Genomic DNA, 14346 nt, shown 5'->3' on the forward strand with positions numbered 1-14346 from the left:
GTACGGGGACGGACGGCCCCGCCTCACCAGCCCCGGGTGCGCCACTCGGGCAGGTGGGGCCGTTCGTCCCCCAGCGTGGTGTCGCGCCCGTGGCCCGGGTAGACCCAGGTCTCGTCCGGCAGCGGCGCGAAGAGCTTGGTCTCCACGTCGTGCAGCAGGCTCGCGAACGCCTCGGGGTCCTTGTGCGTGTTCCCGAGGCCGCCGGGGAAGAGGCAGTCCCCGGTGAACAGGTGCGGTGCCCCGTGCGGGTCGTCGTACAGGAGCGAGATCGACCCCGGGGTGTGCCCGGTCAGGTGGCGGGCGGTGAGCGCCACCTCGCCGACCCGGATCGTTTCGCCGTCCTCGACCAGGACCTCCGTCGGCACCTCGATGCCCTCGGCGTCGAACCGGCCCGCGTAGGTGCGGGCCCCGGTCGCGGCGACGACCTCGTCCAGCGCCCGCCAGTGGTCGCGGTGCCGGTGGGTGGTGACGACGGACAGGATCGAGTCGTCACCGATCAGCCGCAGCAGCGTTTCGGCCTCGTCGGCCGCGTCGATCAGCAGCTGCTCGCCGGTGGCCCGGCAGCGCAGCAGATAGGCGTTGTTGTCCATCGGGCCGACGGCGACCTTCGAGATCATCAGATCCGTCAGTTCGTGCACATCGGCGGGCCCGCCGACCCTGACCGCTCCGCTGTACGTCATGTGTCTCAGCCTATAGCGGGGGCAGCGCCGGAAGCGGTCCGCCTTCGACCGTCAGCGCCGCGCCGTCCCGCCGCCCGCTGAGCCAGCCGAGCAGCCCGGACGCCGTGCCGCGGACCGTGACCGGCCCGCCCTCCGCGCCGCCGCCCGTCGTCCACACCCGTCCGGTGTCGTCGGCCAGCGACGTCGGCGCGACCTCCGGGTGCCCGGCGAACCGCTCGGCCAGGAATCCGATCTCCCGGGCGGTGAACTCGTCCGGCAGGTCCTCCAGCTCGTAGCCGATGCCCAGGTCGACGTGGTGCAGCTCCACCTCGCCCCGGCGCCGGAACGGCACGCGGGAGGCGGTGTCCGTCACACCGTTGCGCAGGGTCACCGCGCGCGACCAGTCCGCGGGCTCGGCCGCCGCCTCCACGAATCCGGCCGCGCTCGCCGTCAGGTCGGTCTGCTGCTGCGCGGGGGAGCGGTGGGCGTCCCGCTCGATGTCGCGGTCCCGGGTTTCGCTGTCTGCGTACATCGGCAGGCCGCGGAGAACATTTGCGAGCGCGTCGGCGTTACGGGAGAGGTGCGCGATGACATGACCGCGGCTCCAGCCCGGCAGCCGCGACGGCTCGGACAGTGCTGCGGCGTCCAGTTCGCCGGTGGCTCCGAGCAGCCGGTCCGTCGCTTCCCGGAGTGCTGCCAGGTCGTGCGCATGATCAGTCATGGGGCCGAGCCTAGCCTCGGCCACTCGTTCGGGTGAAGGAGTTCTCAGCCGTCCGCAATTCGAATGTGCGTGCTATACGCTCGAAGTCGAAAGCTTCGTACACCGCTGTGGCGCCCCCCATACCCTGGGCCAGGGGCTCAGTTCCCCCGCTTCTCTCTAGAAAGGTGCGGACCGGCGTGGCCGACCGTCTCATCGTCCGTGGCGCTCGCGAGCACAATCTCAAGAACGTCTCGCTCGACCTCCCCCGCGACTCCCTCATCGTGTTCACCGGGCTCTCCGGGTCGGGCAAGTCGTCGCTCGCGTTCGACACGATCTTCGCCGAGGGCCAGCGGCGCTACGTGGAGTCGCTCTCCTCGTACGCCCGGCAGTTCCTCGGCCAGATGGACAAGCCGGACGTCGACTTCATCGAGGGCCTGTCGCCCGCCGTCTCCATCGACCAGAAGTCGACCTCGCGCAACCCGCGCTCGACGGTCGGCACCATCACCGAGGTCTACGACTACCTCCGGCTGCTCTTCGCCCGGATCGGCAAGCCGCACTGCCCCGAGTGCCACCGCCCGATCTCGCGGCAGTCGCCGCAGGCCATCGTGGACAAGGTCCTCGGCCTGCCCGAGGGCAGCCGCTTCCAGGTGCTCTCGCCGCTGGTGCGCGAGCGCAAGGGCGAGTTCGTGGACCTGTTCTCCGACCTCCAGACCAAGGGCTACAGCCGCGCCCGGGTGGACGGTGCCACGATCCAGCTCTCCGAGCCGCCCACGCTCAAGAAGCAGGAGAAGCACACCATCGAGGTCGTCATCGACCGCCTCACCGTGAAGGACAGCGCCAAGCGCCGGCTGACGGACTCCGTCGAGACCGCGCTCGGCCTCTCCGGCGGCATGGTCGTGCTCGACTTCGTGGACCTCCCCGAGGACGACCCCGAGCGCGAGCGGATGTACTCGGAGCACCTCTACTGCCCGTACGACGACCTCTCCTTCGAGGAGCTGGAGCCGCGCTCCTTCTCCTTCAACTCCCCGTTCGGCGCCTGCCCCGACTGCACCGGCATCGGTACGCGCATGGAGGTCGACCCGGAGCTGATCGTTCCGGACGAGGAGAAGTCCCTGGACGAGGGCGCCATCCACCCCTGGTCCCACGGCCACACCAAGGAGTACTTCGGCCGCCAGATCAACGCCCTGGCCGAAGCCCTCGGCTTCCGTACGGACATCCCCTGGGCCGGGCTCCCGCAGCGCGCCAAGAAGGCGCTGCTGCACGGCCACAAGATCCAGACCGAGGTCCGCTACCGCAACCGGTACGGGCGCGAGCGCGCCTACACCACCCCGTCCTTCGAGGGCGCCGTCCAGTTCGTCAAGCGGCGGCACTCCGAGGCCGAGAGCGACTCCAGCCGGGAGCGCTTCGAGGGGTACATGCGCGAGGTCCCCTGCCCGACCTGTGAGGGCACCCGGCTCAAGCCGATCGTCCTCGCGGTCACGGTGATGGAGCGGTCCATCGCCGAGGTCGCCGCGATGTCCATCAGCGAGTGCGCCGAATTCCTCGGCCGCCTCAAGCTGAACGCACGCGACAAGAAGATCGCCGAGCGGGTCCTCAAGGAGGTCAACGAGCGGCTGAAGTTCCTGGTCGACGTCGGCCTGGACTACCTCTCGCTGAATCGCGCGGCCGGCACCCTGTCCGGCGGCGAGGCCCAGCGCATCCGGCTCGCCACCCAGATCGGCTCCGGCCTCGTCGGCGTGCTCTACGTGCTGGACGAGCCCTCCATCGGGCTGCACCAGCGCGACAACCACCGGCTGATCGAGACCCTGGTCCGCCTCCGGGACATGGGCAACACGCTCATCGTCGTGGAGCACGACGAGGACACCATCAAGGTCGCCGACTGGGTCGTCGACATCGGCCCCGGCGCCGGTGAGCACGGCGGCAAGGTCGTCCACTCCGGCTCGCTCAAGGAGCTGCTGGCCAACGACAAGTCCGTCACCGGGCAGTACCTCACGGGCAAGCGGTCCATCCCCGTGCCCGACGTGCGGCGGCCCGTGGACCCCTCGCGGCTGCTCACGGTGCACGGCGCCCGGGAGAACAACCTCCGGGACATCGACGTCTCCTTCCCGCTCGGCGTGCTGACCGCCGTCACCGGCGTCTCCGGCTCCGGCAAGTCGACGCTGGTCAACGACATCCTCTACACCCACCTGGCCCGCGAGCTGAACGGCGCCAAGTCGGTGCCCGGCCGGCACACCCGGGTCGACGGCGACGACCTGGTCGACAAGGTGGTCCACGTCGACCAGTCGCCCATCGGCCGTACGCCCCGGTCCAACCCGGCCACGTACACCGGCGTCTTCGACCACGTCCGCAAGCTGTTCGCGGAGACGATGGAGGCCAAGGTCCGCGGCTATCTGCCGGGCCGGTTCTCCTTCAACGTCAAGGGCGGCCGCTGCGAGAACTGCTCCGGCGACGGCACGATCAAGATCGAGATGAACTTCCTGCCCGATGTGTACGTCCCGTGCGAGGTCTGCCACGGTGCGCGCTACAACCGGGAGACCCTGGAGGTCCACTACAAGGGCAAGTCCATCGCCGAAGTGCTGGACATGCCGATCGAGGAGGGCCTGGAGTTCTTCGAGGCCGTCCCCACGATCGCCCGCCACCTGCGCACCCTCAACGAGGTCGGCCTCGGATACGTACGGCTCGGCCAGTCCGCGCCGACGCTCTCCGGCGGCGAGGCCCAGCGGGTCAAGCTCGCCAGCGAGCTCCAGAAGCGCTCCACCGGCCGCACGGTCTACGTCCTGGACGAGCCGACCACCGGTCTGCACTTCGAGGACATCTCCAAGCTGATCAAGGTGCTCTCCGGCCTGGTCGACAAGGGGAACTCGGTGATCGTCATCGAGCACAACCTCGACGTCATCAAGACCGCCGACTGGGTCGTGGACATGGGTCCCGAGGGCGGCAGCGGCGGTGGCCTGGTCATCGCCGAGGGCACCCCGGAGTACGTGGCGGGCGTCCCCGCCAGCCACACCGGGAAGTTCCTCCAGGACATCCTGGACACCGACCGGGTCAGCGAGGCGGCCGTGCCGGCCGCACGCAAGCCGGCCGGGAAGAAGGCCGCGAAGTCCGCCCCGGCCGCCAGGAAGACCGCGACGGCCAAGACGGCGACGAAGGCAGCCGCCAAGAAGACCGCCGCCAAGAAGACGGCCCGGGCCCGCAAGGCCTGACGTCGGCGACACACGGTACGAGGTGGCGGCCCCTCCCCAGGGGCCGCCACCTCGTCGCGTTCCCGGCCCCGGCGAGCCACGACCGGCCCGCGCGCGGGGGCGCCCGTCTCCGCCGGTATCGTCGGTTACGTCACCGATGCCGCGGCCGCCCCGGGCAGCTCCGGCACGGTTTCCCGATCTGACCGCCCGACCCGTGGAGACCGCATGTCCGGCCAGCCCGCCGCCCGCCGCACCGTGCTGAAGGGCGCCGCTCTCGCGGGCGTCGCCGGGCTGGGAGCCGCCGCCTGCTCGACCGACTCGAAGCTCGGCCACGCCCGGACGCCGACCCCCACCGCCCCCGTCGAGCTCGGCGCGCCCGACGAGATCCCCGTCGGCGAGTCCAAGCTCTACCGCGAGCAGCGCGTCGTCGTGACCTGCCCGGCCAAGGGAGAGTTCAAGGCGTTCAGCGCCCAGTGCACCCACGCCGGCTGCCTGCTGGACAAGGTCGAGAAGAACGAGGGCCACTGCCCCTGCCACGGCAGCCGCTTCGACACCACGACCGGCAAGGCCGTGCACGGCCCGGCGACCGTGCCGCTGCCCGCCGTCCCGGTCCGCGTCGAGGGCGGAAAGCTGATCGCGGGCCCCGACGCCTGACCCGCTTCCGCCCTTCCGAGGACCTACTCCCAGTCCCAGTCGATCCCCACCAGCCCCGGCCGCACCCCCTGCTCCACCAGATGCACGGTCCGGTGCCGGCCGGTCAGCGTGAGCTCCGCCCGCGCGCCCCGGGGCGCGCCCGCCGACGCCTGGGCGAAGCTCCGGCACCGCACCGGCAGCGCCTCCTCGGCGAAGCCGACCTGGAGCACGTACTGCCCGCCGCCGAAGGTGAAGCCGCGCATGTACTCGCCGCAGGGCCCGCCCGTGCCGTCCTCGAAGCCGTAGCCGAAGAGGTACGTGTCGCCCGTCCGCAACCGGGTGTCGAACAGCAGCTCGGCGACCAGCACCCCCGTCTCCCGGTCCCAGCGGACCCGGCCCGTCCGGCAGTTCTCCCGGGCGCGCACCTCCACCCGCGCCGGATCGCAGCCCGGATCCCCCACGTAGACCGCGAGATAGCGGTCGATGCCGTCCCGGTGGGCGCGCACCACGTGCTGCGAGTCCCGCTGCCGCATCTGGCGCCCCGGCCCGATCCGTACCCGCTCCTGATGGCCCACCGTGTGCAGCCCGCCGTCGGCCGGTGACTCCATGTCCGCGAGCAGCCGTTCCACCACCCCGGACGTCTCCACCAGCGAGCGGTACGTGCGCCCCGGCGGGCGCTCGGTGTCCGGGCGGGGCTCCTCGGCGTCCAGGAGGCCGAGCAGCGAGTTGGGCGGCAGGGCGAGCACTTCCTCCAGGGCCTTCACGGCGCGCAGCGACTCCGGGCGCTGCGGGCGGCGGGCGCCCTGCTGCCAGTAACTCAGGCTGGTCACGCCGAGCTTGATCCCCCGGTGCGCCAGATGGTGCCGGACCCGCTGGAGCGGCAGCCCGCGCACCGACAGCGCGGTGCGCAGAGCCAGATGGAACGGTCCGGTGTGCAGCACCTGCGCCAGTTCGGCCTCGGTGTGCCGCATGGGTCCTCCAGGTGAACGTTCACGCCGGCCGGGCCCGGGGCCGTGCCGGCGGGTGCCGGTCCGCAGGTGGCCGGGGCGAGCGTTCACAGCTCGGCCCCGGGCGTTCACACCGCGGTGTTCACCCGCATTCAAGCGTGTTGACCCGTCCCCGACAACGGTTGATGCTCCTCCACAGCGTCCGGACGCGCTCCTCGGAACCCCCACCCCCCGCCCCGGGAGGAACGCCATGCGCAACCCAGCAACCAGGCCGGCCCGGCTGTCGGTGACAGCCGTACTGGCCGCGCTGCTGCTCGCCGTCCCCACGGCGACCGCCACCGCCGCCGATCAGCCCCGCACCGCCACCGCCACCGCCTCGGTCCGGGCCGCCGACCGGGCCGCGTCCGCCCCGACGGCCGCCCTCGCCGCCACCAAGCGGCTGAACATCACGATGCAGGCACAGCAGAAGACCAACTGGTGCTGGGCCGCGTCCGGCAACACCATCGCCACCTGGTACGGCCGCACCTACAGCCAGAACCAGTTCTGCAACGCCGCCTTCGGCCGTGCCCAGGGCTACGACTGCCCCAACTCGCAGGCCGCCCTCGACAACGTGCAGAACGCCCTGAACTGGGCGGGCATCAGCCCGGGCTCGTACGTCAGCGGCTGGCTGCGCTACTCCACCGTGCAGACCGAGATAGCCGCCGGACGCCCGGTCGAGACCCGCATCCAGTGGTCGTCCGGCGGCGGCCACATGCACGTCCTGTACGGCTACGACGACGCCAACAGCCTCGTCTACTGGGGAGACCCCTGGCCCTCCAGCAACCGGTACAACTGGGCCTCGCACTCCTGGTACGTGAACAACAGCGAGTTCTCCTGGACCCACTCGCTCTACCGGATCGGGGCGTGACGCCATGACCACCATCCGTTCCCGGCGCGCCCGCCGCCCCCTCGCCGCCGCCCTGGCCGCGGCCGGTGTCCTCGCCGGCACCGCCCTCCTCACCGCCGCCCCGCAGGCGTCCGCCGCCGACGGACCCCAGGCCGGTCCCGCCGCCCTGGCCGCGGCCCACGAGGCGGCCACCGACGCCACCACCCTGAACACCCTGTCCCGGTTCTTCGCCCGCGAAGGGGCCGTCACCGAGAAGGCCGCCGCGCCCCGCATCCAGGGCCAGGCCGTGCCCGTGCGCACCCTGTCCGCCGGGTTCGTCGCGGGCGAGCCGGGCGCCCCCGTCGCCTCCCTCGACTACCTGGCCAGCACCGCTGTCTCCTCGGACGGCCAGAAGGCGTCGCTCTGGACGCTGCCCGAGCCCGGCAAGGACGGCGACTGGCAGGTGGTGAACATCGCCAACGGCGACGACGAGGCTCGCTACACCGAGGCGGGCGCCCGCAAGCTGCCCGGCGGCACCGTCTTCCACGAACCCCAGATCGACGCCTGGTACGTGCAGAAGGGCGACCGGGTCCTCCCGCTCGACCAGGACGCCGTCCGGGTGGTCGGCAAGCAGGGCACGACGCTCTCCGCCTACCGCACCCGGGTCCACGCCGCCTACGCGGACAAGCTCCCCGGGTCCGCGTACGCCCGCAAGGGCGAGGCCGGCGGCTACGGGCCCGGGGCGGAGCCGGGCGGCGCGAAGGACTCCAGCGGCAAGGGCCCCGCCATCGCCGCCTCCGCCACCACCGCGACCGCCCTGACCGCCGGCTCCACCGCGGCCGCCGGGGGCGCCGTCGCCGTACTCGTCCTGTGCGGCGTCACCGCCCTGCGCCTGCGCAGCCGCCGCCGGACCGGGTGACCCGCCCGGCCCCACGACCCCGCGCTCCGGGACAGGTGCTCCCCACCCCTGTCCCGGAGCGCGGCGCCATCCGCGCACCCCGCGCTGTCACCGGCCGCAAGTAGGGTGGGGAGCATGGCAGACCCCTCCAGCTACCGCCCCAAGCCGGGACAGATCCCCGACTCCCCGGGGGTCTACAAATTCCGCGACGAGCACCGCCGGGTGATCTACGTCGGGAAGGCCAAGAGCCTGCGCCAGCGCCTGGCCAACTACTTCCAGGACCTCTCCGGCCTCCACCCGCGTACGCGCACGATGGTGACCACGGCCGCCTCCGTGGAGTGGACGGTCGTCGCCACCGAGGTCGAGGCGCTCCAGCTGGAGTACTCCTGGATCAAGGAGTTCGACCCCCGGTTCAACGTCAAGTACCGCGACGACAAGAGCTATCCCTACCTCGCGGTCACGCTCAACGAGGAGTTCCCCCGCGTCCAGGTGATGCGCGGCGCCAAGAAGAAGGGCGTGCGCTACTTCGGTCCGTACGGGCACGCCTGGGCGATCCGCGAGACGGTCGACCTGATGCTCCGCGTCTTCCCCGTACGCACCTGCTCCGCCGGGGTCTTCAAGAATGCCGCGCGCACCGGCCGCCCCTGCCTCCTCGGCTACATCGGCAAGTGCTCGGCCCCCTGCGTCGGCCGCGTCACCCCCGAGGAACACCGCGAACTGGCGGACGACTTCTGCGACTTCATGGCCGGCCGCACCGGTGCGTACATCCGCCGCCTGGAGAAGGACATGATGGCGGCCGCCGAGGAGATGGAGTACGAGCGGGCCGCGCGGCTGCGCGACGACGTCGAGGCGCTGAAGCGCGCGATGGAGAAGAGCGCCGTCGTCCTCGCCGACGCCACCGACGCCGACCTCATCGCGGTCGCCGAGGACGAGCTGGAGGCCGCCGTCCAGATCTTCCACGTGCGCGGCGGCCGGGTCCGCGGCCAGCGCGGCTGGGTCACCGACAAGGTGGAGAACGTCGACACCTCCGGCCTCGTGGAGCACGCCCTCCAGCAGCTGTACGGGGAGGAGAGCGGCGACGCCGTGCCCAAGGAGGTCCTGGTCCCGGCCCTCCCCGAGGACCCCGACGCGGTCTCCCAGTGGCTCGCGGACCGGCGCGGCTCCCAGGTCAGTCTGCGCATCCCGCAGCGCGGCGACAAGAAGGACCTGATGGTCACCGTCCAGCGCAACGCGCAGCAGGCGCTCGGACTGCACAAGACCAAGCGGGCATCCGACCTCACCACCCGCTCCCGGGCCCTGGAGGAGATCGCCGGAGCCCTCGGCCTGGACACCGCACCGCTGCGCATCGAGTGCTTCGACATCTCCCACCTCCAGGGCGACGACGTCGTCGCGTCCATGGTGGTCTTCGAGGACGGTCTCGCCCGCAAGGGGGAGTACCGCCGCTTCCAGATCAAGGGCTTCGAGGGCCAGGACGACGTCCGCTCGATGCACGAGGTGATCAGCCGCCGCTTCCGCCGCTACCTCCAGGAGAAGGAGCGCACGGGGGAGTGGGAGGAGACCCCGGCGCCCACCGGGCCCGTCCCGGCGGTCCAGGGCGACGGCGACGGGGACGCCCCGGCCGCCGACGAGTCCCGCGAGGACGACGGCCGCCCCAAGCGGTTCGCGTACCCGCCGCAGCTCCTCGTCGTGGACGGCGGGCAGCCGCAGGTCGCCGCGGCCAAGCGGGCCCTGGACGAGCTGGGCATCGACGACATCGCGGTCTGCGGCCTCGCCAAGCGCCTCGAAGAGGTCTGGCTGCCCGATGACGACGACCCGGTGGTCCTGCCCCGCTCCAGCGAGGGCCTCTATCTCCTCCAGCGCGTCCGCGACGAGGCCCACCGCTTCGCCATCACCTACCAGCGCGCCAAGCGGGCCAAGCGCGTCCGCGCCAGCCCGCTGGACGCCGTCCCCGGCCTCGGGGACACCCGGAAACAGGCCCTGATCAAGCATTTCGGCTCCGTCAAGAAGCTGCGGCAGGCGACAATCGAAGAGATCTGCGAGGTTCCCGGGATAGGCCGCAGGACAGCGGAGTCCGTGGCCGTCGCCCTCGCGGCGGCCGCCCCGGCCGCACCCGCCGTGAACACGGCCACAGGAGAGATCATGGAAGAGGACGACGGGGGCAGCACGACATGACCGAGCACGAACACGAACACGCGCACGACCGCACGGACCGAGCAGACGGAGCAGCACACGTGAGTACGGGCACCCCGACCGAGACGGGCGACGCCGCCGCGGCCATCCCGGAGCTGGTGATCATCTCCGGCATGTCCGGCGCCGGGCGCAGCACCGCGGCCAAGTGCCTGGAGGACCTCGGCTGGTTCGTCGTGGACAACCTGCCGCCCGCGCTGATCCCCACCATGGTGGAGCTCGGCGCCCGCTCCCAGGGCAACGTGGCCCGGATCGCCGTCGTGGTCGACGTGCGGGGCCGCCGCTTCTTCGACAACCTGCGCGAATCCCTCGCCGACCTGGACGCCAAGGGCGTCACCCGCCGGGTGGTCTTCCTGGAGTCCTCCGACGACGCGCTGGTCCGCCGCTTCGAGTCGGTCCGCCGCCCCCACCCGCTCCAGGGGGACGGCCGCATCGTGGACGGCATCGCCGCCGAGCGCGACCTGCTGCGCGAGCTGCGCGGCGACGCCGACCTGGTGATCGACACCTCCAGCCTCAACGTCCACGAACTGCGCGCCAAGATGGACGCCCAGTTCGCCGGCGACGAGGAGCCGGAGCTGCGCGCCACGGTGATGTCCTTCGGCTTCAAGTACGGCCTGCCGGTCGACGCCGACCTGGTGGTCGACTGCCGCTTCCTGCCGAACCCGCACTGGGTCCCGGAGCTGCGCCCCTTCACCGGGCTGAACGAGGAGGTCTCCTCGTACGTCTTCGACCAGCCCGGCGCCAAGGAATTCCTCAACCAGTACACCGAACTGCTCCAGCTCGTCGCCGCGGGCTACCGCCGCGAGGGCAAGCGCTATGTGACCATCGCGGTGGGCTGTACGGGCGGCAAGCACCGCTCGGTGGCCATGTCCGAGAAGCTGGCGGCCCGGCTCGCCACGGAGGGGATCGAGACCGTGCTCGTACACAGGGACATGGGGCGCGAGTGACCAGTCGCAATCTGCGCCTGCGCCGGCTGCGGGGCGCGGCGCCCGCGCTCTCCGTGCGCAAGCGCGGCGCCCAGCCCAAGGTCGTCGCCCTCGGCGGCGGCCGGGGCCTCTCCGCCTCCCTCACCGCGCTGCGCCGGATCACCGGCGACCTGACCGCCGTGGTCACCGTCGCCGACGACGGCGGCTCCAGCGGCCGGCTGCGCGAGGAGCTGGGCGTCCTGCCCCCCGGCGACCTGCGCAAGGCGCTGGCAGCGCTGTGCGGCGACGACGAGTGGGGCCAGACCTGGGCCCAGGTCATCCAGCACCGCTTCCAGTCCAAGGGCGACCTGCACGAACACGCGGTCGGCAATCTGCTGATCGTCGCCCTCTGGGAGCAGCTGGGCGACCACGTCCAGGCCCTGGACCTGGTCGGCAAGCTGCTCGGGGCGCACGGCCGGGTGCTGCCCATGTCCGCCGTGCCGCTGGAGCTCCAGGCCCTCGTCAAGGGCCACGACCCGGACCGCCCGGAGGACGTGGACACCGTGCGCGGCCAGGCCACCGTCGCGCTCACCCCGGGCGAGGTGCAGTCCGTGCACCTGGTCCCGGCCGACCCGCCGGCCGTCCCCGAGGCGGTCGCCGCCGTCCGGGACGCGGACTGGGTGGTCCTGGGCCCCGGCTCCTGGTTCTCCTCGGTCATCCCGCACCTGCTCGTCCCCGAACTGCTGGACGCGCTGATCGAGACGAAGGCCCGGAAGGTCCTCTCGTTGAACCTCGCACCGCAGCCCGGTGAAACAGAAGGCTTCTCACCGCAGCGTCATTTGGAGGTTTTGGGACGACACGCCCCTAAACTCGCCCTGGACGTGGTGCTGGCCGACGAGGCCGCCGTGCCCGACCGCGAGTCACTCGCCGACGCAGCCAAACGGCTCGGCGCCGCGGTCGAGCTGGCGCCCGTGGCCTCACCCGACGGCGTTCCGATCCATGATCCGGAGCTGTTGGCCGCCGCGTACGACCGTATTTTTCGGATGCATGGAAGGATCGGCCCATGGCGATGACGCCGGCGGTGAAGGACGAAGTCTCCCGGCTTCCCGTGACCCGGACCTGCTGCAGGAAGGCAGAGGTCTCGGCGATTCTCCGGTTCGCGGGCGGGCTCCACCTGGTGAGCGGCCGGATCGTGATCGAGGCGGAACTGGACACCGCGATGGCGGCGCGCCGGCTCAAGCGGGACATCCTGGAGATCTTCGGGCACAGCTCGGAGCTCATCGTGATGGCCCCCGGCGGACTGCGGCGCGGTTCGCGTTACGTCGTACGGGTGGTGGCGGGCGGCGACCAGCTGGCGCGCCAGACCGGGCTCGTGGACGGCCGGGGCCGCCCCATCCGCGGCCTCCCCCCGCAGGTGGTCTCGGGGGCCACCTGCGACGCCGAGGCCGCCTGGCGCGGGGCGTTCCTGGCGCACGGCTCGCTCACCGAGCCCGGCCGCTCCTCCTCCCTGGAGGTCACCTGCCCCGGCCCGGAGGCCGCGCTCGCTCTGGTCGGCGCCGCCCGCCGGCTCTCCATCGCCGCCAAGGCCCGCGAGGTGCGCGGTGTGGACCGGGTCGTCGTCCGCGACGGCGACGCGATCGGCGCCCTGCTCACCCGGCTCGGCGCCCATGAATCGGTGCTGGCCTGGGAGGAGCGCCGGATGCGCCGCGAGGTCCGGGCCACCGCCAACCGCCTCGCCAACTTCGACGACGCGAACCTCCGCCGCTCCGCCCGGGCCGCGGTCGCCGCGGGCGCCCGGGTCGGCCGCGCCCTGGAGATCCTGGGCGAGGAGGTCCCGGAGCACCTGGCGGCCGCCGGGCGGCTGCGCATGGAGCACAAGCAGGCGTCGCTGGAGGAGCTGGGCGCCCTCGCCGACCCGCCGCTGACCAAGGACGCGGTCGCGGGCCGCATCCGCCGGCTCCTCGCGATGGCCGACAAGCGGGCCCAGGACCTGGGCATCCCCGGCACGGAATCCACTCTCAGCGAAGAGCTGGCCGACGGCCTGGTCGGCTGAACCGTACCGGCGGTACGCGCCCCGCGAGGGGAACGGCCCGCAGGACCGCGGCCGTTGACGCTGCGTAATCGCTGCGGGAAACGCCGGAAGGCACTCGGAAGCCCGTATTCCTACTGGGGAGTACGGGCTTACCGCGTTCTTACGGCCCCGCTCGATGTCACCCCGGCGGCTCCGGAGAGGTAGGGTCGTAGGCGGTCGGGGACATCCCAATACAACTCGCCGGCGTCGAAAACCGGCGTACCTAACGAGGAGATCGGTTCGTGACGATCCGCGTAGGCATCAACGGCTTTGGCCGCATCGGTCGTAACTACTTCCGCGCGCTGCTGGAGCAGGGTGCGGACATCGAGATCGTGGCTGTCAACGACCTGGGTGACACTGCGACCACGGCCCACCTGCTGAAGTACGACACCATCCTGGGTCGTCTGAAGGCCGAGGTCAGCCACACCGCCGACACCATCACCGTCGACGGCCACACCATCAAGGTGCTCTCCGAGCGCAACCCGGCCGACATCCCCTGGGGTGAGCTGGGCGTAGACATCGTCATCGAGTCGACCGGCATCTTCACCAAGAAGGCCGACGCCGCGAAGCACATCGCCGGTGGCGCGAAGAAGGTCCTCATCTCGGCTCCGGCCAAGGACGAGGACATCACCATCGTGATGGGCGTCAACCAGGACAAGTACGACGCGGCCAACCACCACGTCATCTCCAACGCGTCCTGCACGACCAACTGTGTCGCCCCGATGGCCAAGGTTCTGGACGAGAACTTCGGCATCGTCAAGGGCCTCATGACGACGGTCCACGCGTACACCAACGACCAGCGCATCCTGGACTTCCCGCACTCGGACCTGCGCCGCGCCCGCGCCGCCGCCGAGAACATCATCCCGACCACGACGGGCGCCGCCAAGGCGACCGCCCTGGTCCTGCCGCAGCTCAAGGGCAAGCTCGACGGCATCGCGATGCGCGTCCCGGTCCCGACCGGCTCGGCCACCGACCTGGTCGTGACCCTCCAGCGCGAGGTCACCAAGGACGAGGTCAACGCCGCGTTCAAGAAGGCCGCCGACGACGGCGACCTCAAGGGCATCCTGTACTACACCGAGGACCCGATCGTGTCCTCGGACATCGTCAGCGACCCGGCGTCCTGCACCTTCGACTCCTCCCTGACGATGGTCCAGGAGGGCAACACGGTGAAGATCCTCGGCTGGTACGACAACGAGTGGGGCTACTCGAACCGTCTCGTGGACCTCACCGTCTTCGTCGGCGGCCAGCTCTGAGCACCGCCGCACCGGCAGGCATCTCGATGTGAGCACGGGGCTCGAA

12 protein-coding genes are annotated in these 14346 nt (G+C 71.6%); 9 read left to right on the top strand and 3 right to left on the bottom strand.

Translation table 11 applies throughout. The annotated features are described in order from the left end of the window. Positions 1 to 23: 23 nt before the first annotated feature. On the bottom strand, positions 24 to 680 hold the full coding sequence (locus ACFZAT_RS07125; RefSeq protein ID WP_391261262.1) for an MBL fold metallo-hydrolase: 657 nt from the start codon (positions 678 to 680) through the stop codon (positions 24 to 26). A 10-nt stretch (positions 681 to 690) separates the two neighbouring features. Then, positions 691 to 1380: a maleylpyruvate isomerase family mycothiol-dependent enzyme gene (locus tag ACFZAT_RS07130; RefSeq protein WP_391261266.1), complete on the bottom strand. Its 690-nt coding sequence runs from the start codon at positions 1378 to 1380 to the stop codon at positions 691 to 693. Positions 1381 to 1556: 176 nt separating this feature from the next. Between ACFZAT_RS07130 and uvrA the strand changes: the two genes are divergently transcribed. Together uvrA and ACFZAT_RS07140 are read left to right on the top strand one after the other, a co-directional pair. Beyond that, positions 1557 to 4562 (top strand): excinuclease ABC subunit UvrA, encoded by a 3006-nt coding sequence (uvrA, locus tag ACFZAT_RS07135; RefSeq protein WP_391261269.1) that lies wholly within the window; start codon positions 1557 to 1559, stop codon positions 4560 to 4562. A 204-nt stretch (positions 4563 to 4766) separates the two neighbouring features. Continuing rightward, complete coding sequence (locus tag ACFZAT_RS07140) at positions 4767 to 5195, top strand: Rieske 2Fe-2S domain-containing protein (protein WP_391261272.1); 429 nt, start codon at positions 4767 to 4769, stop codon at positions 5193 to 5195. Positions 5196 to 5218: 23 nt separating this feature from the next. On the opposite strand, the gene ACFZAT_RS07145 is transcribed toward ACFZAT_RS07140, so the two are convergent. After that, positions 5219 to 6145, bottom strand: a complete 927-nt coding sequence (locus ACFZAT_RS07145) for a hypothetical protein (protein ID WP_391261275.1) — start codon at positions 6143 to 6145, stop codon at positions 5219 to 5221. A 226-nt stretch (positions 6146 to 6371) separates the two neighbouring features. Here ACFZAT_RS07145 and ACFZAT_RS07150 point away from each other — a divergent pair, with 226 nt between their 5' ends. The 7 genes from ACFZAT_RS07150 (at position 6372) to gap (ending at position 14300) form a co-directional block, all read left to right on the top strand. After that, positions 6372 to 7028 carry a papain-like cysteine protease family protein gene (locus ACFZAT_RS07150; RefSeq protein ID WP_391261277.1) on the top strand — a complete coding sequence of 219 codons (657 nt, stop codon included), beginning with the start codon at positions 6372 to 6374 and terminating at the stop codon, positions 7026 to 7028. 4 nt (positions 7029 to 7032) lie between these two features. Continuing rightward, positions 7033 to 7905 (top strand): hypothetical protein, encoded by an 873-nt coding sequence (locus ACFZAT_RS07155; RefSeq protein WP_391261280.1) that lies wholly within the window; start codon positions 7033 to 7035, stop codon positions 7903 to 7905. A gap of 114 nt (positions 7906 to 8019) precedes the next feature. Further along, positions 8020 to 10056: an excinuclease ABC subunit UvrC gene (gene uvrC, locus ACFZAT_RS07160; RefSeq protein ID WP_391261282.1), complete on the top strand. Its 2037-nt coding sequence runs from the start codon at positions 8020 to 8022 to the stop codon at positions 10054 to 10056. Next, positions 10053 to 11018 carry an RNase adapter RapZ gene (gene rapZ / locus ACFZAT_RS07165; protein ID WP_391261285.1) on the top strand — a complete coding sequence of 322 codons (966 nt, stop codon included), beginning with the start codon at positions 10053 to 10055 and terminating at the stop codon, positions 11016 to 11018. The genes uvrC and rapZ overlap by 4 nt, the downstream gene beginning before the upstream one ends. Further along, complete coding sequence (gene yvcK, locus ACFZAT_RS07170) at positions 11015 to 12049, top strand: uridine diphosphate-N-acetylglucosamine-binding protein YvcK (protein ID WP_143618929.1); 1035 nt, start codon at positions 11015 to 11017, stop codon at positions 12047 to 12049. Before rapZ ends, yvcK begins: the two co-directional genes overlap by 4 nt. Continuing rightward, entirely contained in the window at positions 12040 to 13029 is a 990-nt protein-coding gene (whiA, locus tag ACFZAT_RS07175) for a DNA-binding protein WhiA (protein ID WP_018104603.1), read from the top strand. Before yvcK ends, whiA begins: the two co-directional genes overlap by 10 nt. Before the next feature lie 260 nt (positions 13030 to 13289). Further along, a complete protein-coding gene (gene gap / locus ACFZAT_RS07180) occupies positions 13290 to 14300 on the top strand; it encodes a type I glyceraldehyde-3-phosphate dehydrogenase (protein ID WP_018104604.1) in 1011 nt (336 codons plus the stop codon). Positions 14301 to 14346 lie beyond the last annotated feature (46 nt).

The organism is Streptomyces sp. NPDC008163, assembly GCF_042956885.1.
Taxonomy (GTDB): Bacteria; Actinomycetota; Actinomycetes; order Streptomycetales; family Streptomycetaceae; genus Streptomyces; species Streptomyces drozdowiczii_A.